Below are 23,707 nucleotides of genomic sequence, written 5' to 3'. Positions count from 1 at the left end.
TCACTGTGCTCCAAAACGCTTATCGTCATTGTGATCTACTATCCAGCGCTTGACCTGTTCGGCACTTTCCTTCCAAGTCAGCCAAGGTAACTTGCTCGAGTCCGGAACTGGCATTTGGGCACCCTTCAGTTGGAGCCAAGTAACGATGCGCTCGGCCAAGGCATCGCCACTTTCCCCCTCGAAATAGAATGCATGGTTGCCAGCAATTTCGCGGAATACGGGGATGTCGCGGGCAATGATAGGCAAGCCGTGCTGAGCTGCTTCGATTAGCGGAAGGCCAAAGCCCTCCCCCTTGGAGCTGAAGATCAGGCTGTCCGCCGTACTGTAGATATCCGTCAGATATTCGTCGCTTATCCCTTTCAGCCAGAACAGCTTGGCCCCCCTCATGGGGTGGGACTCGAGTCGCTCGATGAGAGCATCGACGTTCCAGCCCGCCTGTCCCACCAAAACCAGGTTTACGTCTACACCGCGCTGCCAAAGCACCTCAAAGGCAGCAAGGGTCTGATCGTGCCCCTTGCGTGGTTCTATGGTGCCCACCGACAAAAAAGTCGGTCGCTCACGCAGCCGCGCGAGAACACTTTCGGCATCCTCAGGATAGCCTCGCGTCGGGATGGAGCCTTCCACGTCGGCTCCCAAGTGGAACCAGCCAACCTCCGGTCGTGGGCATCCTTCGGGCAAGTGCTGCGCGAGCCACCGCTGCATGTCGTCAGCCACCGCCGCAGAGATGCAGAGCAGTCCATCATTCTGGGCGATAGCGGTCAGCCAATCCTGATGCAACTCGCCAATGAAGTCGCGGAACACTTCAGGCATGGTGATGGGTAGCAGGTCGTAAACGACGAAGACGACCTTTACGCCAGCATTGCGCATGGCCAGGTGCTCTTCTTGCTGGCGCATCACGACGTGATGCTGCAGGTCCAGACCGAAGAAGACATCGCCGGCCCCGTAATCAATGGCGGTATCTTCGCTGGAATCCAGAGATACGAATTCCGCGAGACTTTCCTTCACGAAGGCATTGGCATGTCGATAGCCACGACTATCCATGGTCGCATATACAGGCTTGACCTCGTATCCCACGGGTGGTGCGACCAGCAACTCTTTGAGAATGCTACGGACGACTCGCTGGATGCCGCTTTTCGAGTCGACGTGGACGAGTTGCGAGATATCCACGAACAACTTTCTGTTCGACCGGGATTGGAAGTTCCTGGCCATGGCGACGGCACAGGCCTTGAGGTCGTCATAGGTAGGCACACCGGTCTCGATGGCAACAACCCGTTCCCGCAGCAGGGACAACGGAGACTCCGACGCCAGCTGCACCGACGTTTCCGCAAGAGTAGCTAACTGCTCGAGCGCATGGATGCAGCGATTGGCAGTAAGGTCCCAGGAAAAACGACCAGATTGCTCAAGACCGCGGCGGATCAATTCTTGACGGAAAATCTCGTCATCCATGACGCGCTCTATCATCTCGGCCATACCCGTCACGTCCAATGGATCGAACAGACTCTCTGGGTTGCCGATAACCTCAGGAATACTAGACCTGTTAGAGCCTATGACGGGCGCACCGCAGCTCATGGCCTCAAGCGCCGGCAATCCGAAACCCTCATGCCAAGAGGGAAACACGAACACCTTACATAAGGTGTAAAGTCCTATCAGCTCATGATCGGTGATGTAACCAGTGAAGATGAGTTCGTGCTCGGCGATGCCAACCCGGGCAGCATGAGCCTTGAATGCGGCGATGCTCTGCTCGGGCATCTTGCCAGCGAGTACCAATTGGTGCGCAGCTCTAGACGGTGCCGACAGGCGAGCATAGGCCTCGATCAGACGCTCAAGGTTCTTGCGAGCATCGGCTCCTCCGGTATAGAGGGCAAAGTCCTTCTGGATGGAGAACTTCTCCAACAGCAACGCCCGGCGCTCAGGCTCCAACACCTGAGGGGCGAATTGCGGATCGGCAGCGGTGGAGATGTTGAATAGGCGCTCCTGCGGCAACCCGATGATCTCTCGTCCCTCACGGCAGGAAGACTCGGAAATACCGAGCCATCCGGTTGCGGCCTGCAGCTGCTCGATCTTGTCCAGATAGAAGTTCTTGAATACCGGGTGGGGATCCAGGTACTGCTCGGGATTCATGAGCGGAATCAGATCATACAGGATGACCGCGGTAGGACAGCTGGGCTGAAAGCGATCGAGGCTAACGATGGCATTGTCCGCCGTACCTTCGAAAAGACTGCAGATCAGCACGACATCCGGCTCTAGGGTAGCAATGAACGCTTCCCTGAGCAGTTCCGCAGCTGCACGTCGCCACTCGTTCCCAGGTAGGCAGGCTGCGGTAGGTTGTGGGCCGTACCAGACCTGGATGGCCGAAGCAGGTAACAAGTCCCTGAACTGCAGGCGGATGGGAAGTATGGTGTCTGCAAACTGTCCGTTGAGCAGCAGGATGAGTTCATGCTCTCCGCGGTTACGGGCGATTCCCTGGGCAAGGGAAAGGCAATAGCGCCCGATGCCCCGGTAGCGGCTCTCGGTCTGGGCGCCCTGCAGATCGAGTACGATGCGCATCAGTTGCTCTCCTTTGGAGGCTTGTTTTCCAGCGCCGACTTGAGGAACTGGTAGTGCTCGCGCGCAGCTACGCTCATCTCTGAAAGATCGGGCTCCAATCCCTGGATATAGTGGTGGGGATCGTGGGGTGGCTGAGAGGCGCGCTGAACCTCATGCAGGAGGTTGTCCCGGGTGGCCATAGCAGCAAGGCGTGCATAAAGTCCCGGGAAACGCCGCAGCAGCGCCGAGGCGCGCTGACGCTGCCCAGGGCGGACCAGCACCTGACGCATCAATCGCATCAACCAAGGACGAAGGGTCTTCTTGGCCGCCAGCCTCAGACCTCCCGGCCGTTGACGAAGGCGCAGTACCTGGTGCCGGGCCTCGCGTAGCGGTCGGGTCAGTCGCCAAGACTGGCTGGCGATCAGCCGCTGATATCGGGCCTGCGCGTCCAACTGCTCGGACCTGTAGCGGGCCAGCTCAGCACTTAGCTGGCGAATGCTTCCAGCGATGTCTCGGTCAGGAGATACCAGCGTCGGGAAGCATTCGCTGAAGATTTGGCGCACGCCTAGTAATTCTTTATCACTCTGCTCCAATTGCGCGAGTTTGAGACCGGATTCCGCCAGCTGTGCCTCTGCACTCTCCAGTCTATGCCTGAGCGTTTCCTGGCCCAGTAAGGACTTCTGTTGCTCTAGCTGGGCCTTCAAATACTCGTTTTCCAAAGCAACGATCTTGATACTCACATCCACATTGCGTTGCTCGGCGTCAGCCAGAGCTTGGGCAAGCTCTTTTCCCTGCTGGGCAAGTTCTTCGCCCCGACGGGCCAACTCGTGGCACCTGTGCGACAGCTCGCCAACTTGCTCCATCACGCTCAAGTGAGCGATTGGCAAGTAGTCATCGAAGACATTGGGAGGGGCGTCGAAGTGGCACTCCAGCTCCGCGCGCTCATCCGCCAGATAAAAGCGATTCAAACCATCGAAATAAACGAACGTGTAACCTTGATTCGTGACGAGATCTTCCCATTCCTCGTGATTCCGCCGCTGCGATAGGGGCTCGGTCGACTCGACCAGGATGATCCAAGGACGAAGTCGCGTGAGGTCGAGGCCAAGCAGGACCTCACGTTCCGCACCCTCGACATCGATCTTGAGGAAATGCACCTCGTCGATTTCCCAGAGGCTGCAAAGGTGCCCTAGGGTATCGACCTGCACTTGCGTCACGCGATGATCGAAGCCCTTTTCTCCATGCCGATCGGCTACGAGCTTGCTGGATGTAGACAGGCCACTGTCAGCCACCTCGTAGAGAGTCATGACACCCTCACGGGAGCCGGCGGCGACCTGCAAATTGATATCGCGCGGACGTGCCTCGCGTAAGCGGTCATGCCACTGCTGCACGGGCTCGACATTGAGGCCATGCCAGCCACGATCGTAGAACGCCTTGGTCACGGAGTGCTCGACCGGATCGTTGGCCCCCACATCTATGTAGAAACCCTTTTCCAGATGTCCGAGCGCGCGCCAAAGAACGACGTCTTCCCGGTTCTGTGCGAATGAAATGAAAGTCATGCCTTGGAAATCTCGATATCCGGATTGAGCCAGTTGCAGCCAGCGAAATAAATCTTGTCGAAGTTAGATACGGTGAATACCAAGGCCAGATCACGCCACTCGTAGTTCGCCGTCAGATGGGTTTCCTTGTCCACCAGCGCCGTCTGCACGGAATAGCTTCCCGGCCCCAGATTTGCCTTGAAGAGGATATCGAAAGTGTAGAGATCCCCTGCGCGGGGCTGCTCGATCGACTGCTGGGTGTACCAGGTATTGGTCCCGTGCATGACTTGGCCGAGACGATCCTTGATGCCATAGCCCAGAACCAAACTGTCCAGATTTCGGTAGACTTTCACCTTGATCTGTAGACGCGCGGGCTCCCCAACATTCAGATGTTCAACTGCCTGGCCTGCTTCGTTATAGAGCGCGATATGCTCAACACGTGCTTCGCCGGTACCAGAGCTGACCTGTACCTTGCCATCTTCGAGCGTCTTGAGCTGTACCGTCGAGTTTTCCTTTTCGGCGATCAGGGCATTGTAGAAATCCATGACCTCTTCCGGGGCGCCATCCTTGATAATGCCCCCTCGCTCCAGCAGGATCGCACGATCACAAAGCGCCTGGATCGAGTCACGGTCGTGGGAAACGATCAGCAGGGTCGTACCCTGCTGCTGGAATTCTCGGATCTTGGCGAAGCTCTTATGTTGAAAATAGCTATCGCCGACCGACAGGGCCTCGTCGACAATAAGAATTTCCGGACGAAACGCAGTAGCCACGGCGAAAGCAACTCGCATCTGCATACCGCTGGAATAGGTGCGAACAGGTTCGTCGAAATAGTCACCTACCTCCGCGAAGGCCTCGATGTTACCCATTTCGCGCTGGACTTGCTCGCCACCGAATCCCATGAGGCCTGCAGCATGCATCACGTTCTGCCGACCGGTGAGTTCGGGGTTAAACCCCATGCCCAGCTCCAAAATGGCAGAGATCCGACCATTGAGCTGGATGCTACCTTCGGTAGGCTGAAGCGTTCCGGTAATCATCTTGAGCAGAGTGCTCTTGCCTGCCCCGTTTTGTCCGACGATGCCGATCGCTTGGCCAGGCTCTACGGTAAAGCTGATGTTGCGCAGCACCCACTTTTCTTCGAGTACTCCACCTTTGAAGCCAAACCAGCGAGCAAAGCGAAACCATTCGGATGCATAGGTCCGATAGGACTTTCCGAGTCCCGATATTTTAAGCAGGCTCATAGTGCATCCACCATCTCTGGACTGGCTCGCCGAAAGACAAACAGGCCAATTAACAACAGCAGACTGGCCACGCAGACCACGGTTAGCAATGCCAGGGAATCGGGCGCGCTATTGAAGACCAGTACTTGGTGATAAGCCTCGATGACGGGTACCAATGGATTCCAGCTCAGATAGGGGCGCAACGTTTCAGGAATGATGCTGGCGGGATAAACAATGGGAGTGAACCAGAATAGCAGTTGCAGGATGATGGGCACGACCTGGCCCACATCCCGTACGAAGACATTTAATACTCCCAGTAGCAAACCGACCCCAGTGGCAAGGGCAATGACAACGAGTGTAAGGGGTAACAACCAAAAGACATTCCATCCCGGATAATGCCCCATCAACAGGAAGACTACCAAGGCTGAAATAAGCAACAGAATATTGTTTAGGGTTGCACTCCCGACGACGATAACCGGCAGAGCTATCTTCGGAAACCTCATTTTCTTCATCAAGTTGCCTTGGTCGATGAAGAGAGTCAGACAGCGCCCTACAATTTCTGAAAACAACGTCCAGCCAAGCGTTCCAGCGACTAGATAGATCGCGTAGGCATACTTGTTCTGAATACCAGGCAGCTTGGCCGAGAGAACGTTCGACAGAATGATGGCATAGATAGCAACCTGGACTAGCGGATTGATAATCATCCACAGGCCACCCAATTTGCTACGAGAAAAGCGAGTCAGGAATTCATTTCGGATAGAAGAAAGGATGAATTCCCGATAAGCGATGACGCTCCTGAACATGCCAAGCATCAATTACCATCCAAATTAGGTTCTGAGTGATGGGAAAACGCATCGTCGCGCCGAGTGATCACTCGCGGCCATCCAGACGTAATGGCTGCGGTCGGCGGCGTGGAGGGAGATAGAGCAGAATGACTGCCATAGGTTCTACCGAACGCTGATCCGACCACCCCTTGATGGTCAGATAGCGGCTCGCGATGCCGACGGTACCCCGCCATGAAGCCGCTGAGGCGGAGGCAGTGAGGTGCAGTTGAAGTGAACATGAGCTCCCTGAAATGCGGATAGGCCTCTGTACAGCCCGGTAGCCTGCATCTAGAGGCTCGGTGGCACCTAAATAACGCGGCGCGTGATGTTAACCCATAGCGTTGGCACTGACCTCCTAAGGGATCGCGCTTTGCGTATTTTCCCCTACGGATTGGCTAGACGTAGCACACGCAGTGGCTTCGGCCCTGCCTGCTCCTACTGCGGTAAGGAGCCGTGGAGTAGCGCACCGTCCATTCGTCGAGCAAGGCTCAAGAAAGCTCCGGTACCAGCAGATATCTCGCTGGTCAGCCCATCACTCCGGTATCTCGCGCCGCAGACTTGCGTGTCGGCGAAGTCGGCCCCCGTGTCGACGCTCGATTCCAGACGTGGCCATGACATTCCAGAATTGACATGGCAGCCCCCACCGATGAGTTATTCGAAGCTCTTGTGCAGTACCCTGGCCATCATCTGCATGGCCAGCGCCCTATGCGCCAAGGTCAAGGCCGAACAGGTCTCGCTGGTCGGCCTCAACCTTTCCGGCGCTGGGTTTGCCTCCCAGGTGCTGCCAGGGATAAATGGCACGAACTATATCTTTCCGGTAGAAGCTCACTTCAGCCAATGGAGCGGCCGGGGAGTGAAACTCATCCGCTTTCCCATCCTATGGGAGCGTCTGCAGCCAACACTGGGTAGCTCATTCGATCCGACCTATGCGGCACTTATTGACCGTACGTTCGGTTACGCCAATAAGTACGGTATGAAGGTCGTCTTGGACGTCCACAATTACATGCGCTATCGCGGCGTGGTGATTGGCACTGGCAATGTCTCCTATGCCGCCTACCAGGACGTCATGGCACGTATTGCCCAGCGCTGGAGTGCTCAGCCTTCGCTGTATGCCTACGACATCATGAACGAACCTCACGACGCCGTGGCTCAATGGTCTGTAGCCGCCCAGTACGGCATCAACGGCGTTCGCTCAGTCGATTCGACCCGGCCGATCATGATCGAAGGCAATGGTTGGGCGGAAGCGACCCGTTGGCCACAATGGAACGACTCCCTGCTTGCCTTGAAGGATCCGGCCAACAATCTGATCTTCCAGGCGCATACCTACTTCGATGGCGAAGGGGGCGGTGGTAACTACGCGGTGACCAGTGCCAGTGCCTATCCGGACGACTACGGTGTCCAGCGGGTGAAGCCTTTCGTCGACTGGCTAAAGAAGAACGGCAAACGCGGCATGATCGGTGAATTCGGGATCCCGGACAGCGATCCGCGTTGGAATGTGATCATGGGCCGGATGCTGGCCTACCTGAAACAGAATTGCATACCAGCGACCTATTGGGCGGCCGGCCCAGGCTGGGCCAATTACAATCTTTCCGTTGAGCCTATCAATGGCGTGGATCGCCCCCAATGGGCCACCCTGAAGGCCTATCTGGATGATTCGAGCTGCACGCAGATCGGCCCCCTATCAAGCACGAATGAAACTGCCACGGCAGTCGACAGCTCCAGCTACGCCAGTACCGTCGCGGGCGTTTATCGTGATTATCTGGGACGAGAGGCCGACCAGGCCGGCCTGACTTTCTGGTCTACCCAAATGGCCAATGGCAGCATGACTCTGGCTGGTGTCATCAATGCCATCGCGGCTAGTGCTGAATATCAGAATCGCGTGACCGTGGAGCGACTTTACCAAAGCTACCTGGGCCGTAGCGCCGATAGCGCAGGTCTTGGCTATTGGGCAGGTCAACTGAACAGTGGCGCCATGACGGTCAATTCCATCGCTGCAGCTTTGATTGGCAGTACCGAGTATCAAGGGAATCTGCAGAATACGGTCAATCAGCTTTACGTCTCCTACCTGGGACGCAATGCCGACCCGTCGGGCCTGAGCACCTGGGCGAAGCAAATTTCTGACGGAGTGATGACCATTGCAGCGGTAAAAGCCTCCATCGCCGGCAGTTCGGAAGGCCAGGGTTACGCTCAATCAAGGATCCAGCAGCTTTATCGAAACTACCTGAGCCGAGAGGCGGACGTGGGTGGACTGAATAATTGGATGTCCCAGGTCACCAGCGGTGCCATGACGCTGGACGATGTTGCCACAGCCATCAAAGGCAGCGCCGAATACCGTAGCCGACAATCCTGACAGAGCTTGCTTAGGCAGCCCCTGCCCCACCCCGCCGATCGATCTTCCGATTTAGGATGATCGACGTCTGCGTCTGCTTCACCCCCTCGAGGTTACCGATGCGGTCGAGCAGCTCGTCGAGCTTTTCGTGGGTGGTGCAGCGCAGGAAGGCCAGGTAGTCGAACTGGCCGCTGACCGAGGAGACTTCCTCTACCTCGATCATCTTTTCCAGCGCGCGGATGATGCCGGCGGTGCTACGGGGCAGGACGCTGATGGCGCAGTAGGCGCGCACGGCGGCCTGTTCCAGTTCGGAGCCCAGGCGCAGGCCGTAGCCCTGGATGATGCCTTCGCGCTCCAGGCGCGCGAGGCGGGTGACTACCGTGGTGCGCGCCAGGCCCAGCTGGCGGGCCAGGGTGGCGTTTGAGGCGCGGGCGTTCTGTTGCAGCAGGTGGATGAGCTGCCAATCGGTCGGATCGAGTTTGGTGAACATCGTGGCTGCCTGCCAGGGGCGGGCGTCGGCGGCTGGCCGCCGACGCGGGAGCCGTCATTCTAGGCGGGTCGGCCGAGGGCAGCCAGGGCGGCGTCCAGGGATTGCTGCTGCTGGCGCTCGTACAGCGCCATCTCGTCGAGCACCGGCGCGCCTAGCGCAGCTTCGAAGACGGCGCGATTGCCGCCGCTCTGGTATTCCTGCTGACTGCCAGCGCCCAGGTTGGACTGGAAGATGCCCGCGGCGCTGACCGGCAGGAAATCTTCGTAGGTGATGGGATCGGCGATGAGCTGGCCAGCGGCGATCAAGGCGTCGGGATCGGCGGTATCCATGGCTGGGTGATTTGCCGTCGCAACGCGATAGCGGAACCAGGCCAGGCCTTGGCGGCGCAGTTCGTCCCAGTCATCCGGCAGATCCTGGAACACTTCCGCTAGGACGGTCGCGTAATCACTGCCGGCCGCCTTGCTGCGCTGGCGGACTTCCTGCAGCAGTTCGTCGTAGCGCTGGCGGCCGGCCGGGGTGAGGGCCACGCCGCGCTGTTCGATCTCGCCGAAGCGTGCCGTGTGCGAACCCTGGACCTCGCGCTGGAACTGGATAGGCTCTTCCAGCGCCTTGAAGCTGGTCTGGCGTAGCAGGATGGGGCACTGGCGACGGGGCGGGCCCTCAATGGTTTCCTTGGGCGCGATGCCGCGGGCGGGCATCTTGGCCTGGACGGCGTCGATGTCGAGGGTGCGCGGGGTCAGGTGGTTGATGTGCGGGCCCTTGAAGCAGACCACGTCGGCGATCAGCCGGTGGGCGTCGTGCAGGCGCTGATACAGACCCGCGTCGACATTGGCTTCGCGGTGCCAGCGGAAGGTCTCCAGGGCTTCCTGGACGAAGACGTCGGCCTCGGCGTCATCCAGGCCACCCTGGGCTTCGGCGCGTTCGATCAGTTCCAGCGCGCCCGGCGTGAAGATACGCCGCTCGGCCAATACCCTTTCGGCCAACTGGCGCAATTCGACGTCCTCGATCAGCTCCAGGCGCAGCAGCGAGGTGAAGACGCGGAAGGGATTGGCCTGCAGGGCCTCAGGCGCTACGGGGCGGAAAGCGGTGGAGTGCACGGGTACGCCGGCCACGCTCAGGTCGTAGTAGCCGACCGGCTGCATGCCCATCACGGCGAATAGCCGCCGCAAGGTGGCCAGCTCTTCGGCCGTACCGACGCGGATGGCGCCATGACGTTCCAGATCCAGGCGTTGCGCAGAGTCCTGGGCGAAGCCCGGTTGGCCGGCATTCACCTCGGCGACCAGCTCCAGCAGGGTGCCGTACTGGGGGACCTCCTGGCGGTACATCGCCGACATCGCCTGGGAGAAACGGGTGCGGATGGCGTCCGGGGAAAGCAGCGATGCGGCGGTCATGGGAGCGGCTCCTGGCTCAGGCTAGAAGCCGATTTCGACATGGCCGCCCGCGCGGCTCAAGCGATCTTTGCTCATCGGATCATTCCCCGGGGGAATGGGCAGATGCCTTAGTGATCCTTGTGCTGGCTCTTGGGCTTCTTCACGTGGTCGCTGCCGGTATCGCTGCCGGAGCCGCCACTGGAGCCATTGTCGGCCGCACCGACGCCGGTGCTAGGCGCCTTTTCCAGGCCATGGGTGCTGGTGGGATCGGGACGCGCGGGCGTCGCCGGAGGGTTGGTCGGGCTGGTCTGGGCCAGGACGGCGCCGGACAGGCCGAGGCCCAGGAAGAGAGCGGGAAGCAGCAGGGTCTTGCGCATGGGACGATTCCTCGACAGCGGATTCACCCCTGTTTAGGCACCTCCCGCCCGGGGAGGTGCCGCGCCGCAGATCAGCTGCCGCTGGTGGTGGCCTTGTGGACGTTCTTGTGCGCCACCTTCTTGTGGTGGGTGGTGGCCTGCTTGCCGGTCTTTGCAGCGGGGGCGCTGGTGCTGGCCCCTGGTGTCGCGGCGGGATCGGCGGGCGCCGTCTGGGCGAAGGCGGCCGAGGTGGCCAGGAGGCCGGCGAGGGTCAGGCAGAGGGTGGTGCTTTTCATGGAAGTCACTCCGTCATTGGCTGATTGCGGAGTCAGTTAGCCGCCTTTCGCCGGAGAAAACCGTGTCCTCCTCCACAGGCGAGACCATTGGTAACAAGATATTTCGGTCGACTGCCAAGGCGTTAACAGTCTGCCGCCCCTTCGCCCGGCGGCGGCCTTGGGCATAATGCAGCGAGTCCCCCTTATCGTAGCCGCGCATGTCCAAAAGCCCTCACCTTCCCAAGCGCCCCCGCTGGAGCAGCCTGCTGCTGCTGGCGCTGGGCCTGACGCTGCTGCTGATCCCGCTGCGTTATGCCGCCCAGCATTATTACGAGGCGCAACTGGCCGAGCAGAACGGCCAGACCCTGGACCTCTACGTCGCCAACCTGCTGGGCACCCTGAGACGCTACGAGGTGCTGCCGGACCTGCTGGGTGATCTGCCGGTACTGCGCAACGCCCTGGAACGCCAGGGGGACCGCAGCGCCCAGGACGCCGCCAGCCAGATGCTGGAGGACATCCGCCAGCGCACCGGGGCGGACGTCATCTACCTGATGCAGGACGATGGCACCTGCCTGGCCAGCTCCAACTATCGCCAGCCAGACACCTTCGTCGGTCGCGACTTCTCCTTCCGGCCCTACTACAAGGCGGCCATGCAGGGGCAGCCCGGGCGCTTCTTCGGCCTCGGCACCACCTCGAGCAAGCGTGGCTACTACTTCGCCGCTGCCGTGCGCGACGGCGAGCGCGCCACCGGCGTGGTGGTGGTCAAGGTGGATCTGGACAGCGCGGAAAAGCTCTGGGGCAACGCGCCCGAGCAACTTCTGGTCACCGACGACCTCGGCGTGGTCATCCTCACCTCCCACGACGCCTGGCGCTTTCGCGCCACCCATCCGCTGGACGAGCGCCAGCGCGAGCAGGTCAACGCCAACCGCCCCTATCCCACCACCAATCCCGCCCCCCTGAGCCTGGCGCCCAACGACTGGCTGACCCAGACCCGGGCACTGGACGAGGTGGGCTGGACGGCGCAGATCCTGGCGCCGCGGGAAATGGCCGAGCGCCAGGTGCGCAGCGCCCTCTACGTCGGGGCGGCGACCCTGCTGGCGCTGCTCCTGCTGCTGGTGGTCATGACCCTGAGACGCCGCCACTTCATCGAGCGCCTGGCGCTGGACGCCCGGGCCAAGCGCGACCTGGAGCTGAACGTGGAAGAGCGCACCCGCGACCTGCAGACGCTCAACGCCCGCCTGCAGCAGGAGGTACACGACCGCGAACAGGCCCAGCGCGAACTCATGCGCGCCCAGGACGAAGCCGTGCAGGCCGGCAAGCTGTCGGCGCTGGGCACCATGTCGGCCAGCATCAGCCACGAACTCAACCAGCCGCTGGCGGCCATCCGCAGCTACACGGAAAACGCCGTCGTATTGCTCGACCATGATCGCCTGGACGATGCCCGCGGCAACCTCAAGCTGATCGGCGAGCTGACCACGCGCATGGCCAACATCATCGCCCACCTCAAGGCCTATGCCCGCGGGGCCCGCCGGGCGCCGGAAAGCGTGGTGCTGCAGGGTGCCCTGGAAGACGCCCTGGCGCTGGTCGCCGCCCGTCGGCGGGCGATGCAGGTGGAGCTGATCCGCGACCTGCCCGATGCGCCACTGTGGGTGCAGGCCGGGGAAACCCGCCTGCGGCAGATCATCAGCAACCTGCTGAGCAACGCCCTCGACGCCCTGGCGGAAAAGACCAGCACCCGCCGCCTGTGGCTGACCACGCGCCTGGACGAACGCGGCGTGACGCTGATCCTGAGGGACAACGGCCCCGGCTTCTCCAGCGAGGCCCTGGCGCGCGCCCACGAACCCTTCTTCACCACCAAGGCCACCGCCCAGGGCCTCGGCCTGGGCCTGGCGATCTGCGATAACCTGTTGCGGACCCTGGGCGGCCACCTGCACCTGTCCAACCATGCCGACGGTGGCGCCGAGGTACGCCTCTACCTGCTGCACGGCAAGCCGGGAGTCGCCTCGGTGCCCCAGGAAGAAGTCCGCGGATGACCGCGCAGCCCCTCTACTCTTAGGTCTTTGTCATGAGCGCCCTGCCCCCCTTCGATCCCGCCAGCCAGATCCTGCTGATCGACGACGACGCCCACCTGCGCCTGGCGCTGAGCCAGACCCTCGACCTGGCCGGCTTCAAGGTGACCGCCCTGGCCGATGCCCGCGAGCTGGAGATGGCCGGGGTGCGCGACTGGCCCGGGGTGGTGGTCAGCGACATCCGCATGCCCGGCATCGATGGCCTGGAATTGCTGGCCCAGCTGCACCAGCGTGATCCCGAGTTGCCGGTGGTGCTGATCACCGGCCATGGCGACGTGCCCCTGGCGGTGCAAGCGATGCGCGCCGGGGCCTACGACTTCCTGGAAAAACCCTTCGCCAACGATGCCCTGATCGACAGCGTGCGCCGCGCCCTGGGTGCCCGCCACCTGGTGCTGGAAAACCGCAGCCTGCGCCTGGCGCTGGCCGAGCGGCAGGAATTGCAGACCCGGCTGATCGGCCAGACCCCGGGCATGGCCCGGCTGCGCGACCAGATCGGCGCCCTGGCCGCGACCCAGGCCGATGTGCTGATCCATGGCGAAACCGGTGCCGGCAAGGAAGTGGTGGCCCGTGCCCTGCACGACCTGTCGAACCGTCGCGACGGTCCCTTCGTCGCCATCAATGCCGGCGCCCTCGCCGAGTCCGTGGTGGAGAGCGAACTCTTCGGCCACGAACAGGGCGCCTTCACCGGCGCCCAGAAGAGACGCATCGGCAAGTTCGAATACGCCAGCGGCGGCACCCTGTTCCTCGACGAGATCGAGAGCATGAGCCTGGACGTCCAGGTCAAGCTGCTGCGCCTGCTGCAGGAGCGCAAGGTCGAGCGGCTGGGCTCCAATCAGCAGATCCCGCTGGACATCCGGGTGGTCGCCGCCACCAAGGAAGACCTGCGCCAGGCCGCCGACCAGGGCCGCTTCCGCGCCGACCTCTACTACCGGCTGAACGTCGCCACCCTGCGCATTCCCGCCCTGCGCGAGCGCAGCGAAGACATCCTGCCGCTGTTCGGTCACTTCGCCCGGGCCGCCGCCGAACGCCATGGCACCCCAGCGCGCGACCCCGATGCCGAGCAGCGCGCTGCCCTGATCGCCCACCGCTGGCCCGGCAACGTGCGCGAATTGCAGAACGCCGCCGAGCGCTTCGCCCTGGGCCTGGACCTGGCCCTGGACAACAGCGCCTATGCCCCCCTGGCGCCCCTGGGGGCGCCACCGGTGGTGCTCGCAGCGGCCCTACCTGCGCCGCCGCCGACGACGGCTGGGCAGGCCGCCGGCCTCGGCGAACAGGTCGAGGCCTTCGAGCGCGACCTCATCCAGCGCGAACTGGCCCGGCCCCACGCCTCCCTGCGCAGCCTCGCCGAAGCCCTGGGCCTGCCGCGCAAGACGCTCTCCGACAAGCTGCGCAAGCACGACCTGCAATTCACCGGCGGCGCGGCGGACGAAGGCGACTAGCGTCGGGCGTTACGCCCTGGGTGCCTCCGGTGTGATCGCTCTGGAGCGCCTCGCGGCTTAGGTCGAGCACATCTCGGTACCCGAGCATCCGAGCGCCCAAGACGGCCCTCGGAAGTGGCCTTGCCCTGCGCCCTACGGGCCCGGTCACCCAGTGTCTCCGGCATGAAGCAGTACCCCGATGTCATCTGGCCACAATATCGGTCACCTCGGGCAAGGCTGCACTGACTTGGGGCCGCTCGAATGGCGGCGCGCTGGCCGCCACCGACGGCAAGGGACCCAGCACGGGGCTTGGACCTCGGCTTCAGACGCTGGCACGACTTTTGTTCAAGGATGAAAAGTTGTCCAAACGGTCATGTTTTTTCGTCTGATTCCCGGGGTTTGTCATGCAGCGCTGGCGCAAGAGTATCCAATTCCAACTGACGGCCAGCATGGGGGCGGCCCTGCTCATCAGCAGCCTGATCATCATCGCCCTCTATGCCTTCGCCCTGAACCGGCTCAGCGATCGCTACCTGGTCGAACAGGCCATGCCGGCCAGCGTCGAGGCCATTCGCAACGACCTGGAGCGCTTGCTCGCCGCTCCGCTGAACGCCGCCACGGCCATCGCCAGCAACACGCTGGTCAGCGACTGGCTCGCCGCTGGGGAAGCGGCCAGCCAGCAAGCGGCCTTCATCCGCTACCTGGCCGACATCAAGACCCGGCAGCAGGCGCTTTCCACCTTCATCGTCGCCAAGGACAGTGGCCACTACTTCACCGACCAGGGCCTCAATCGCACTCTCCTGAGCGGTGCGCCGGAGAATCGCTGGTTCTACGACTTCCTCGACAGCGGCAAGGCGCAGACGCTGGACATCGATGTCGACCAGAGCACCAAGGTCCCGACCCTGTTCATCAACCAGCGCATCGAGCGAGACGGGAAAGCCCTGGGCGTCGCCGGACTCGGCTTCAGCCTGAGCACGCTGTCCGAGCTGATCCGCGAATTCCGCTTCGGCAGTCAGGGACGGGTGTTTCTGGTGAGTGCCGATGGCCGGATCAAGATCCATCCCCAGGCGAGCAGGAACGACGTCACGACCCTGGCCGAGCTGACCGGCGCGGCGCCGGCCCAGGCCCTGCTGAAGGCCGGTGCGGGCCAAGGGGAAACCCTGCAGTTCAGCCGCGACGGCGAAGACTATCTGGCGCTGAGCCGGCCGGTGGCCTCGCTGGGCTGGGTGCTGGTCGGCGAGATTCCCGCGGCCGAGGTGTACGGCCCGGCGCGCCAGACCCTGACGCTCATCGGGGCCATCAGCCTGGCGATCGTCCTGCTCTTCCTGCTGTTCATGGCCTGGATCGCCCGCGGCATCGTCCGGCCGATACGCCAGGTGACGGCGGCGCTGGTGGACATCGGCGGCGGCCAGGGCGATCTCAGCCGGCGCCTGGACGAGCAGCGCGAAAACGAGCTGGGTGACCTCGCCCGCGGCTTCAACCGCTTCATCGAGAGCCTGCGGCAGTTGATCGGCGATGCCCTGCAGACCAGCGAAGAGTTGCGGCGCAGCGTCCGGGGCGTGGCCCAGGTCGTCGACGGGACCGCGACCCGGGCGGTGCGCCAGCAGGAGATGACCGAGACGGTCGCCACCGCCGTGCACGAGATGGGCCTGACGGTCCAGGAGATCGCCCGGAATGCCGCCGAAGCCGCGGAGGTGTCGCACGACACCCAGCAGGAAGCGAGTTCCGCCAGGGCGGTGGTGGGGCAGTCGATCGCCACCATCGAGGGCATGTCGCGGGACATAGGAGCCTCCGCCAGCGTGGTGGAACAGCTGGCTGAGCAGATCACCACGATCGAGCGGATCGCCACCACCATTCGCGGCATTTCCGACCAGACCAACCTGCTGGCCCTCAATGCGGCGATCGAGGCCGCGCGCGCCGGCGAGAGCGGGCGCGGCTTCGCCGTGGTCGCCGATGAGGTACGGACCCTGGCGGGCCGTACCCAAGGCGCGACGGGGGAGATCCAGGCCATCATGGGCCAGTTGCGCACGGGCGCCGCCCAGGCGGTCGCCTCGATACGGGCCGGCCAGGCGGCCACCAGCACCGGCGTGAGGTCCAGCCAGCAGACCGGTGAGTCGCTGAACCGGATCGCCGACCAGGTAGCGGCGCTCGCGGACCGCAATCAACAGGTGGCCACCGCCACCGAGGAACAGAGCTCGGTGACCGAGGACATCAATGTCACCGTCCAGGGCATCGCCGATCTGGCCAAGTCCACCGTCCGCGACGTCCAGGCATGCCATCAGGACTGTCAGGCGCTGAACCGCTACGCCGAGCATCTCGCCACCCAGATGGCGCGCTTCAAGCTCTAGCACGCCGCTCTTCCGGCGGCGCCGATCCGGAGCGCTGCCGGAGAAAGGGCGTGAGCGGAGGATGTTGTCGACGGCCTCGCCACGGGGAAGAGCCTGAACGTCCGTCGCGCGCCGCGAGGGCATCCTAGACCTGGCGGCTCCGCGGCGCTGGTCGGCGACGGGACGGAATGGCAGAGTGGGCAGCATCAGGCCCTAGCTGCAGGAGACCCTCTTGACCTCGCTCATGCTCGAAGAAGCCGCCGCCAGCGGTGCGGCGGTCGCTCGTCAACTGGCGACCATCGACCAGGCCCTGGCGGCGCTGGCCGACGATCTCCGGGCCGACCCGCCGCAACTGGCGCTGACCGTGGCCCGTGGCAGCTCGGACCATGCGGCCAGCTACTTCGCCTACCTGGCCATGGCCCATCTCGGCCTGCCGGTGCTGTCCCTGCCGCCTTCGTTGGTCACCCTGCGCCAGGCGCCGCTGCGCGTCGAGGGCCAGCTCGCCCTGGGCTTTTCCCAGTCGGGTCGCAGTCCGGACCTGATCGAGACGCTCACCGCCCTGGATCGCTATGGCGCCCGTACCGCGGCCCTGGTCAACGAGATCGACTCGCCACTGGCGCTGGCCTGTCGCCACGCCATCGGCGTCCAGGCCGGGCCCGAACGGAGCGTCGCCGCCACCAAGAGCTTCATCGCCACCCTGGCCGCCGCGGCCCGGTTGATCGCCCACTGGCAGCAGGACGAGGCGCTGCTCGCGGCCGGCGTGGCCCTGCCTGCGGCCCTGGATGGCGCCGCGGAGCTGAGCTGGGCGCCGGCCCTGCCGGTACTGCGCGACGCCGAACGCTGCATGGTGGTCGGCCGCGGGCCCGGCTTCGCCATCGCCCAGGAGGCGGCGCTCAAGCTCAAGGAAACCTCGGCGCTGCAGGGCGAGGCCTTCAGCGGCGCGGAATTGCAGCATGGCCCGCTGGCCCTGGTGGAGCGTGGCTATCCGCTGCTGATCTTCGCCCTGCGCGGCCCCGAGCAGGCCGGCCTGCTGCAGCTGGCCCAGGACCTGCGCGGTCGGGGTGCGCGGGTGCTGCTGGCAGCGCCGGACGAGGTCGCCGAACGTGACCTGCCCCTGGCCGTCGCCGGTCATCCCGACCTGGACGGCCTCCTGGCAATCCAGAGTTTCTACCGCATGGCCGCGTTGCTGGCCGAGGCCCGGGGCCAGGACCCGGACCAGCCGCGCCACCTGCGCAAGGTCACCCTGACCCGCTGACGGCGACCGGCGCTCCACCCCAGGGGCGCCGTGGCTCCATCCTTGGAGCTAAGCTCTTGGAGCTAGCAGCGAAACGCCAAGCGGGTGGCAATCTGCCAAGCGGTCCACAGAGCCGTTAAGTCGCTGGAAATCGGTCAATTTTTTCTTGTCGCCCTGCGCGATTTGTCTCAGCGTTCGCGCAACGGATGATGAGGCAGCACATATGGACATGCGCATGGAACCGGCGAGCAAGGTCCGCCTGACGACGGAAAACGTCCTCCTGGCGGAATTGCTCAAACCCTTCCTGGAAGAACGCCACGGTATCGAACTGGCCTGCGGCCAGGCGCTGGATGCGGCCGGCGAGGCCAGCCTGGTGCTGGTCGACCTCGGCAGCGTGCCGGAGGCGCCCCTCGAGCGCTGGCTGGAAAGCCTGGCGCCAACGGTGACGGTGGCCTTTCTCAATGCCACCCACGACCAGGCCCTGCCCTGGATCGAACGCTTTCCCGCCATCCAGGGCGTGTTCGCGCCCCAAGCCAGCCGCGAGCAACTGCTGCAGGGGCTGGGCGCCCTGCTGGCCGGCGAGGACTGGCTGCCCCGCGCCATCCTCGCGCACCTGCTGCGCCGCTCGCGGGAACGCACCAGCAACTCGGCCGATGGCCTGACCCGCCGCGAACGGGAGATCCTGCGGCTGGTAGGCCGTGGCCTGTCCAATGCGGCCATCGGCGAGGCGCTCTGCCTGAGCACCCACACCGTCAAGAGCCACATGCACAACCTGCTGCGCAAGACCGGCGCCGCCAACCGGGCCGAGGCAGCGCTGCGCTTTCATGCCGGCCAGGACCTGCCGGGATGAAGGCGGCCTGGCTGCTGTTCGGCCTGCTGCTGGCCGGACCGCTGCGTGCCGAAGGCGACCTCATCCAGGGGCTGCTGGTGGACAACACCATCTCGCGCTTCGGCCACGACTTCTATCGCCATTTCGCCGACCGCCTCACCGATACCACCGACTTGGACTTCAACCTGGTGGTCCGCGAACGGCCCTCGGCGCGCTGGGGCAGCCTGGTCTGGGTCGAGTACGAGCAGCGGCTGCTGTATCGGCAATTCATTCCGCCGAACAACAGCGAACTCAAGGATGCCGCCTATGCCGCCGCGGACCAGGTCCACGAGGGCATCACCCGCCGTCGCCTGGAAAACCTGCTGCAGGACACTTTCGACATGGATAAGGACGAATTATGACCACGCACGCCTGGCAGGCCCTGCCACTGCTCTGCACCCTGGGGATCGCCTCGGCCACCGCGACCGAGCTGGTCTACACCCCGGTGAACCCGTCCTTCGGCGGCAATCCGCTCAATGGCAGCTACCTACTGAACAACGCCACCGCCCAGGATCGCCACAAGGACCCGGACCTGCGCAGCAGCGCCAGCAGCCAGTCGCCGCTGGAGCGCTTCACCAGCCAGCTGGAATCGCGGCTGCTGTCCCAGGTGCTGACCGACATCAAGGACGGCAACTCGGGCACGCTCTCCACCGACCAGTTCATCGTCAACATCGTCGATGACTCCGGCAACCTCACGGTGCAGATCACCGACCGCGGTACCGGGGAGATTTCGGAAATCTCCGTCAATGGCTTCAACCAACCCTGAGCACGGATGCCGCCCATGAACGCCTCTTCGCTGATCGCGCTCCTCACCGCCGCCCTCGTCCTGGCCGGCTGCGTGCGCGATCCCATGCCCGCCGAACAGAACGCCGCGCCGACCCTGACGCCACGCGCCTCCACCTACTACGACCTGCTGGCGCTGCCGCCACCCAAGGGTCCGCTGGTGGCGGCCGTCTATGGCTTTCGCGACCAGACCGGGCAGTACAAGCCCAATCCGGCCAGCTCCTTCTCCACCGCCGTCACCCAGGGCGCCGGCAGCATGCTGGTGGACGCCCTGCAGGCCAGCGGCTGGTTCGTGGTGCTCGAACGCGAGGGCCTGCAGAACCTGCTGACCGAGCGCAAGATCATCCGCGCCACCCAGAACAAGCCGGACCTGCCGGAAAACCTGCAGCAGGCGCTGCCCTCGCTGCAGGCCGCCAACCTGCTGCTGGAAGGCGGCGTGGTGGCCTACGACACCAACGTGCGCAGCGGGGGCGAAGGGGCGCGCTACCTGGGCATCGGCCTGTCCGAGGAATACCGGGTGGACCAGGTCACGGTGAACCTGCGCGCCATCGACACCCGCAGTGGGCGGGTGCTGGCCAATGTCATGACCTCCAAGACCATCTACTCCATCGGCCGCCAGGCCGGGGTCTTCAAGTTCATCGAATTCAAGAAGCTGCTCGAAGCCGAGTCCGGCTACACCACCAACGAACCGGCGCAGCTGTGCGTGCTCTCGGCCATCGAAGCGGCCGTCGCCCACCTGATCGCCCAGGGCGTGGAGCGGCGCCTGTGGTTGGTGGCGGACGGCCGCGATGCGCGCGATCCGGCGCTGACCAAGTACCTGGAGCCGACCCGGCGCTAGGGCTTAAGCCTGGCGTCGGGCGGGTTTCACTCCCTGGAGCGATAGCGATGGGCCACGCGGCTCCGGACAATGCTTCGCGGAGAATCCATGCAATGACGGTGACAGCCATGCGCAGCCCCTTCGACGGCCTCGCCGTGATCCTCGCCCTGGCGCTCGGCCTGAGCGCGGGCGCATCTGCTGCCGATCTCATGGAAACCGGCGACCTGGGGCAGTTGCCGGTCGCCCAGCGCGACGCCGCCATCCGCCAACTCGGCGTGGGCAACCAGGCGCTCATCGACCAGCGCGGCAGCGCCCTGCTCGGCCATATCGTCCAGAGCGGCGCCGCCCAGGAAGCCAGCCTGCTGCAGGACGGCAGCGACCTGAGCGCCACCATCCTCCAGGGTGGCTACGGCAACCTCGCCCGTATCGAGCAGGTCGGCAGCGGCAACCAGGCCGACATCCTGCAACTGGGCGTCCAGGGCAACGCCCGCATCGAACAGCACGGCTCGGGCCTGTCCAGCCGCATCGTCCAGTACGGAAGCAACCAGAACACGGTGGTACGCCAGTACCGCTGATGGCACTCATGGAGATCAGACAGATGTTTCTACTCAGGCCCCTGGCCGCCCTGACGCTGGCCCTCGTGGCCGCCAACGCCCTCGCCCAGAACAGCACCGCCACCGTCCAGCAGGACGGCAACAGCGGTACCCTCAGCCTCGACCAGAGCGGCCCCGGCAATAGCGCGGCCCTCTATCAGCTGCAAGGCGAAAGCAACCAGATCAGTGTGGTCCAGACCGGTGCCAGCAGCGCCACCGTCACCCAGGGTGGCGATGTCTACGGCTATGCCCAAGGCAACGTGGCGAGCCTGCGCCAGGAGGGCGGCAGCAGCGTCCATACCCTGACCCAGGACGGCTTCGGCAACCAGGCCAGCGTCACCTCGCTGGGCAGCAACAGCGGCACCCTGGTCCAGGCGGCGTCGAGCGCCCAGCTGACCCTGGAGCAGACTGGCGACAACAACCAGGTACGGGTCGACCAGAGCGGCGATGGCGCCGTGGCCACCCTTACCCAGCAAGGCACTGACAACCGTATCGAGTTGACCCAGCAGGGCTATCCTGGTGGCGTGGCCGAGTTGACCCAGCGTGGCCAGGGCAACCTTGCCACCGCCGTCTCTTCCGGCAAGTTCAACGAGCTGTCCTTCACCCAGGACGGCAACCGCAATGAGCTGAAGGTCGACCAGTCGGGTCGCGGCAACCACAGCACCGGCAGCTCCACCGGTGATGACAACCTGGCCAGCTTCAGTGTCCAGGGCGACAGCAACACCACCAGCATCGTGCATAACGGCAATGGCAACGAGGCACGCCTCGACACCAACAGCGCCTACAGCACCGCCACCATCGACCAGCGTGGCGACAGCAACCGCGCGACCATCCTGCAGGCCTCGGCCAACTTCAACAGCTACAACGACAGCGCGCGGATCTCGCAGAACGGCTTCGGCAACAGCGCTATTATCAACCAGCGGTGAAACTCAGCGCCTGGCTGCTCGCGGCCCTTCTGCCCCTCGCGGGCGGTGCCGCGGCCAGCGCCCGTCTGGAGCTGCAGCCGCAACCGGCGGGCGCTCAGGTGGAGCTGTGCTTCGCTGGCGAAGACGCGCCCCTGCGCTACGAACTCATCGTCGAAGTGCACGGCCCGGGGGGCGTCGCCCGCACGCGCCAAGCCGGCGAGGCCAGGGGTGATGGCTGCCCGGTCACCACGCGCCTGGGCGCCGCGCCGGGCAGCCTGATCGAGGCAAGGCTGAGTTGGCAGCGGCACGGCCAGGCGCAGCCGGCCATCGAGCGACGCTTGCAGCTGTAGCTCGGCGCAGAGGTTCCACGTGGAACCCCAGGCTACAGGGTCAGCGGCAATTCCAGGACGACCTGCTGACGCGCAGCCAGACGCTGCTGGAATTCGGCCGGGTCGTGGATCAGTACGTCCTGACCGGCGAAGGCCTGGGCGGCGATCAGCCGCGACAGCCAGAACCTCACGCAGGCGACCCGCAAGAGCACCGGCCACAGCTCGGCTTCCCGCGGCGTGAAGTGGCGGTCGGCGGCATAGGCCGCCAGCAACGCCCGGGCGCGGGGTAGATCCAGCGCGCCGCTCTCGGTGGAGCACCAGTCGTTCACCGTGATGGCGAGGTCATAGAGCATCCAGCCGGAACTGGCGTTGTAGAAGTCGATGACGCCCGACAGCCGCGGGCCGTCGAACATTACGTTGTCGCGGAACAGATCGCCATGCAGGTTGGCTTCGGGCAGCGGCGGCTGCTCGGCCAGCAGGCTGCGAATCTCCGCTAGGGTGCGTTCCAGCAGCGGCTGGGCGGTCGCGTCCAGGGTCGGCGCCAGGCGCTCGCCCTCGGCCAGCATCCAGGCCAGGCCGCGGTCACTGGCGCGTTCGATGCGTTTTTCACCCGCGGTAGCCCGGTGCAGATGGCCCAGCAGGTGGCCGACTTCGCTGCAGTGATGGGGATTGGGCGCACGCTCGTGGCGACCGGCCAGGCGCGGTTGCAGCAGCGCCGGCTTGCCGGCCAGTTCGCGCAGGGCCTGGCCATCCTGGGTGCGCACCGCATAGGGCACCGGCAGGTCGGCGTCGTGGAGGACGTCGAGCAGTTCGATGAAGAAGGGCATCTCCGCCACCGGGCCACGCTCCACCAGGGTCAGGACGAATTCGCCGCCTTCCAGGCTGATGAAGTAGTTGGTGTTTTCCGACCCCTCGGCGATCCCCCGGAAATCCCGCAGCCGGCCCAGGCCATAGGGCGCGAGAAAGGCTTCGAGGGTGGAGCGATCGAGGGGCGTGAAGACGGACATGACGGGGCCTGGCGGAGGAATGTGCGAGCGGCGCGCAGTTTACCGGTCCAGGCGCCTTGCGCCTACCAGCTGAACAGCCGCCAGCTGGGAACGTGCAGGGTCGGCTTGTCGTTGGCGGCGGTGCTGCTGCCGTCGGCGGGCACCAGCTCGTAGGGCGCGCCGTGCTTGGGGATGACGCGGGTGGACTGCAGCACGCCGCGGATCCGCGTTTCCTCGATGGTCTGCTCGCCGGCCTGGTAGCGGATCACCTTGATCTCGTCAGGCAAGGGCTTTTCCCCGGGCGGCAGCGGTTCCGCGGCCTGCACCAGCGGGGCCAGCAGCAACGCGGCGAAGAGGAAGCGACGAGCACCCATGGTAACCTTTGACCTTTTGAACGGAGCGAGTGGTCGATTCTAGAACCCGGCCTTGCCGTCGTCGAGACTGGCCGGACAGACGCCG

22 protein-coding genes and 1 pseudogene are annotated in these 23,707 nt (G+C 64.2%); 13 read left to right on the top strand and 10 right to left on the bottom strand.

The window, feature by feature from the left end:
* From ACYJP6_RS02925 to ACYJP6_RS02910, 4 genes are read right to left on the bottom strand one after another with little or no spacing between them, the layout of a single operon-like run.
* A complete protein-coding gene (locus ACYJP6_RS02925) occupies nt 1-2,547 on the bottom strand; it encodes a glycosyltransferase family 4 protein (RefSeq protein ID WP_459473222.1) in 2,547 nt (848 codons plus the stop codon).
* A complete protein-coding gene (locus tag ACYJP6_RS02920) occupies nt 2,547-4,082 on the bottom strand; it encodes an FkbM family methyltransferase (protein ID WP_459473221.1) in 1,536 nt (511 codons plus the stop codon). Before ACYJP6_RS02920 ends, ACYJP6_RS02925 begins: the two co-directional genes overlap by 1 nt.
* Nucleotides 4,079-5,299 (bottom strand): ABC transporter ATP-binding protein, encoded by a 1,221-nt coding sequence (locus tag ACYJP6_RS02915; RefSeq protein WP_459473219.1) that lies wholly within the window; start codon nt 5,297-5,299, stop codon nt 4,079-4,081. The genes ACYJP6_RS02920 and ACYJP6_RS02915 overlap by 4 nt, the downstream gene beginning before the upstream one ends.
* On the bottom strand, nt 5,296-6,090 hold the full coding sequence (locus ACYJP6_RS02910; protein ID WP_459473217.1) for an ABC transporter permease: 795 nt from the start codon (nt 6,088-6,090) through the stop codon (nt 5,296-5,298). The genes ACYJP6_RS02915 and ACYJP6_RS02910 overlap by 4 nt, the downstream gene beginning before the upstream one ends.
* 703 nt (nt 6,091-6,793) lie before the next feature.
* On the opposite strand from ACYJP6_RS02910, the gene ACYJP6_RS02905 reads away from it, so the two are divergent.
* Nucleotides 6,794-8,452, top strand: a complete 1,659-nt coding sequence (locus ACYJP6_RS02905) for a cellulase family glycosylhydrolase (protein ID WP_459473429.1) — start codon at nt 6,794-6,796, stop codon at nt 8,450-8,452.
* Between the two features lie 10 nt (nt 8,453-8,462).
* Here the strand turns inward: ACYJP6_RS02905 and ACYJP6_RS02900 are convergent, their stop codons facing one another.
* The 4 genes from ACYJP6_RS02900 to ACYJP6_RS02885 all read right to left on the bottom strand — a co-directional run bounded on the left by ACYJP6_RS02900 (nt 8,463) and on the right by ACYJP6_RS02885 (nt 10,943).
* Nucleotides 8,463-8,921, bottom strand: a complete 459-nt coding sequence (locus tag ACYJP6_RS02900; RefSeq protein ID WP_459473215.1) for an Lrp/AsnC family transcriptional regulator — start codon at nt 8,919-8,921, stop codon at nt 8,463-8,465.
* A 59-nt stretch (nt 8,922-8,980) separates the two neighbouring features.
* Nucleotides 8,981-10,312, bottom strand: a complete 1,332-nt coding sequence (gene hglS, locus ACYJP6_RS02895; RefSeq protein ID WP_459473213.1) for a 2-oxoadipate dioxygenase/decarboxylase HglS — start codon at nt 10,310-10,312, stop codon at nt 8,981-8,983.
* A gap of 107 nt (nt 10,313-10,419) precedes the next feature.
* Nucleotides 10,420-10,668 (bottom strand): hypothetical protein, encoded by a 249-nt coding sequence (locus ACYJP6_RS02890; RefSeq protein WP_459473210.1) that lies wholly within the window; start codon nt 10,666-10,668, stop codon nt 10,420-10,422.
* A gap of 71 nt (nt 10,669-10,739) precedes the next feature.
* The gene (locus ACYJP6_RS02885) at nt 10,740-10,943 is read right to left on the bottom strand and encodes a hypothetical protein (RefSeq protein WP_459473208.1); all 204 of its coding nucleotides are present in this window, start codon (nt 10,941-10,943) and stop codon (nt 10,740-10,742) included.
* A gap of 197 nt (nt 10,944-11,140) precedes the next feature.
* On the opposite strand from ACYJP6_RS02885, the gene ACYJP6_RS02880 reads away from it, so the two are divergent.
* From ACYJP6_RS02880 to ACYJP6_RS02825, 12 genes and pseudogenes are all read left to right on the top strand, one after another.
* The gene (locus ACYJP6_RS02880) at nt 11,141-12,955 is read left to right on the top strand and encodes a sensor histidine kinase (RefSeq protein WP_459473206.1); all 1,815 of its coding nucleotides are present in this window, start codon (nt 11,141-11,143) and stop codon (nt 12,953-12,955) included.
* A 32-nt stretch (nt 12,956-12,987) separates the two neighbouring features.
* Nucleotides 12,988-14,430, top strand: a complete 1,443-nt coding sequence (locus ACYJP6_RS02875) for a sigma-54-dependent transcriptional regulator (RefSeq protein WP_459473204.1) — start codon at nt 12,988-12,990, stop codon at nt 14,428-14,430.
* A 383-nt stretch (nt 14,431-14,813) separates the two neighbouring features.
* Nucleotides 14,814-15,899: pseudogene (locus ACYJP6_RS02870) on the top strand (cache domain-containing protein); the annotation flags it as partial.
* Between the two features lie 117 nt (nt 15,900-16,016).
* Entirely contained in the window at nt 16,017-16,754 is a 738-nt protein-coding gene (locus ACYJP6_RS02865; RefSeq protein WP_459473427.1) for a methyl-accepting chemotaxis protein, read from the top strand.
* Between the two features lie 223 nt (nt 16,755-16,977).
* The gene (locus ACYJP6_RS02860; RefSeq protein WP_459473425.1) at nt 16,978-17,988 is read left to right on the top strand and encodes an SIS domain-containing protein; all 1,011 of its coding nucleotides are present in this window, start codon (nt 16,978-16,980) and stop codon (nt 17,986-17,988) included.
* Nucleotides 17,989-18,202: 214 nt separating this feature from the next.
* Entirely contained in the window at nt 18,203-18,817 is a 615-nt protein-coding gene (locus tag ACYJP6_RS02855; RefSeq protein WP_459473202.1) for a helix-turn-helix transcriptional regulator, read from the top strand.
* Complete coding sequence (gene csgE, locus ACYJP6_RS02850; protein ID WP_459473200.1) at nt 18,814-19,197, top strand: curli production assembly/transport protein CsgE; 384 nt, start codon at nt 18,814-18,816, stop codon at nt 19,195-19,197. The genes ACYJP6_RS02855 and csgE overlap by 4 nt, the downstream gene beginning before the upstream one ends.
* On the top strand, nt 19,194-19,601 hold the full coding sequence (locus tag ACYJP6_RS02845; protein WP_459473198.1) for a curli assembly protein CsgF: 408 nt from the start codon (nt 19,194-19,196) through the stop codon (nt 19,599-19,601). Before csgE ends, ACYJP6_RS02845 begins: the two co-directional genes overlap by 4 nt.
* Before the next feature lie 15 nt (nt 19,602-19,616).
* Complete coding sequence (locus tag ACYJP6_RS02840; protein WP_459473196.1) at nt 19,617-20,456, top strand: CsgG/HfaB family protein; 840 nt, start codon at nt 19,617-19,619, stop codon at nt 20,454-20,456.
* A gap of 107 nt (nt 20,457-20,563) precedes the next feature.
* Nucleotides 20,564-21,010, top strand: coding sequence for a curli fiber surface-exposed nucleator CsgB (locus ACYJP6_RS02835; RefSeq protein ID WP_459473194.1), 447 nt, complete (start codon nt 20,564-20,566; stop codon nt 21,008-21,010).
* Nucleotides 21,011-21,033: 23 nt separating this feature from the next.
* The gene (locus tag ACYJP6_RS02830) at nt 21,034-21,954 is read left to right on the top strand and encodes a hypothetical protein (protein WP_459473192.1); all 921 of its coding nucleotides are present in this window, start codon (nt 21,034-21,036) and stop codon (nt 21,952-21,954) included.
* A complete protein-coding gene (locus ACYJP6_RS02825; protein ID WP_459473189.1) occupies nt 21,951-22,283 on the top strand; it encodes a hypothetical protein in 333 nt (110 codons plus the stop codon). The genes ACYJP6_RS02830 and ACYJP6_RS02825 overlap by 4 nt, the downstream gene beginning before the upstream one ends.
* A gap of 32 nt (nt 22,284-22,315) precedes the next feature.
* Here ACYJP6_RS02825 and ACYJP6_RS02820 read toward each other — a convergent pair whose 3' ends face one another.
* The gene (locus ACYJP6_RS02820) at nt 22,316-23,269 is read right to left on the bottom strand and encodes a homoserine kinase (RefSeq protein WP_459473187.1); all 954 of its coding nucleotides are present in this window, start codon (nt 23,267-23,269) and stop codon (nt 22,316-22,318) included.
* Nucleotides 23,270-23,331: 62 nt separating this feature from the next.
* Nucleotides 23,332-23,622 carry a DUF2782 domain-containing protein gene (locus ACYJP6_RS02815; RefSeq protein ID WP_459473185.1) on the bottom strand — a complete coding sequence of 97 codons (291 nt, stop codon included), beginning with the start codon at nt 23,620-23,622 and terminating at the stop codon, nt 23,332-23,334.
* Between the last annotated feature and the right edge of the window lie 85 nt (nt 23,623-23,707).

Source organism: Pseudomonas sp. No.117 (assembly GCF_054558395.1).
Note: the sequence above shows the minus strand (reverse complement) of the source record. Positions and strands in the feature narration are given on the sequence as shown.

What these genes read in the sequence shown, in the direction of transcription:
- ACYJP6_RS02925 (WP_459473222.1), bottom strand. Translation starts at nt 2,547, where the DNA reads ATGCGCATCGTACTCGATCTGCAGGGCGCCCAGACCGAGAGCCGCTAC.
- ACYJP6_RS02920 (WP_459473221.1), bottom strand. Translation starts at nt 4,082, where the DNA reads ATGACTTTCATTTCATTCGCACAGAACCGGGAAGACGTCGTTCTTTGG.
- ACYJP6_RS02915 (WP_459473219.1), bottom strand. Translation starts at nt 5,299, where the DNA reads ATGAGCCTGCTTAAAATATCGGGACTCGGAAAGTCCTATCGGACCTAT.
- ACYJP6_RS02910 (WP_459473217.1), bottom strand. Translation starts at nt 6,090, where the DNA reads ATGCTTGGCATGTTCAGGAGCGTCATCGCTTATCGGGAATTCATCCTT.
- ACYJP6_RS02905 (WP_459473429.1), top strand. Translation starts at nt 6,794, where the DNA reads ATGGCCAGCGCCCTATGCGCCAAGGTCAAGGCCGAACAGGTCTCGCTG.
- ACYJP6_RS02900 (WP_459473215.1), bottom strand. Translation starts at nt 8,921, where the DNA reads ATGTTCACCAAACTCGATCCGACCGATTGGCAGCTCATCCACCTGCTG.
- hglS (WP_459473213.1), bottom strand. Translation starts at nt 10,312, where the DNA reads ATGACCGCCGCATCGCTGCTTTCCCCGGACGCCATCCGCACCCGTTTC.
- ACYJP6_RS02890 (WP_459473210.1), bottom strand. Translation starts at nt 10,668, where the DNA reads ATGCGCAAGACCCTGCTGCTTCCCGCTCTCTTCCTGGGCCTCGGCCTG.
- ACYJP6_RS02885 (WP_459473208.1), bottom strand. Translation starts at nt 10,943, where the DNA reads ATGAAAAGCACCACCCTCTGCCTGACCCTCGCCGGCCTCCTGGCCACC.
- ACYJP6_RS02880 (WP_459473206.1), top strand. Translation starts at nt 11,141, where the DNA reads ATGTCCAAAAGCCCTCACCTTCCCAAGCGCCCCCGCTGGAGCAGCCTG.
- ACYJP6_RS02875 (WP_459473204.1), top strand. Translation starts at nt 12,988, where the DNA reads ATGAGCGCCCTGCCCCCCTTCGATCCCGCCAGCCAGATCCTGCTGATC.
- ACYJP6_RS02865 (WP_459473427.1), top strand. Translation starts at nt 16,017, where the DNA reads ATGACCGAGACGGTCGCCACCGCCGTGCACGAGATGGGCCTGACGGTC.
- ACYJP6_RS02860 (WP_459473425.1), top strand. Translation starts at nt 16,978, where the DNA reads ATGCTCGAAGAAGCCGCCGCCAGCGGTGCGGCGGTCGCTCGTCAACTG.
- ACYJP6_RS02855 (WP_459473202.1), top strand. Translation starts at nt 18,203, where the DNA reads ATGGAACCGGCGAGCAAGGTCCGCCTGACGACGGAAAACGTCCTCCTG.
- csgE (WP_459473200.1), top strand. Translation starts at nt 18,814, where the DNA reads ATGAAGGCGGCCTGGCTGCTGTTCGGCCTGCTGCTGGCCGGACCGCTG.
- ACYJP6_RS02845 (WP_459473198.1), top strand. Translation starts at nt 19,194, where the DNA reads ATGACCACGCACGCCTGGCAGGCCCTGCCACTGCTCTGCACCCTGGGG.
- ACYJP6_RS02840 (WP_459473196.1), top strand. Translation starts at nt 19,617, where the DNA reads ATGAACGCCTCTTCGCTGATCGCGCTCCTCACCGCCGCCCTCGTCCTG.
- ACYJP6_RS02835 (WP_459473194.1), top strand. Translation starts at nt 20,564, where the DNA reads ATGCGCAGCCCCTTCGACGGCCTCGCCGTGATCCTCGCCCTGGCGCTC.
- ACYJP6_RS02830 (WP_459473192.1), top strand. Translation starts at nt 21,034, where the DNA reads ATGTTTCTACTCAGGCCCCTGGCCGCCCTGACGCTGGCCCTCGTGGCC.
- ACYJP6_RS02820 (WP_459473187.1), bottom strand. Translation starts at nt 23,269, where the DNA reads ATGTCCGTCTTCACGCCCCTCGATCGCTCCACCCTCGAAGCCTTTCTC.
- ACYJP6_RS02815 (WP_459473185.1), bottom strand. Translation starts at nt 23,622, where the DNA reads ATGGGTGCTCGTCGCTTCCTCTTCGCCGCGTTGCTGCTGGCCCCGCTG.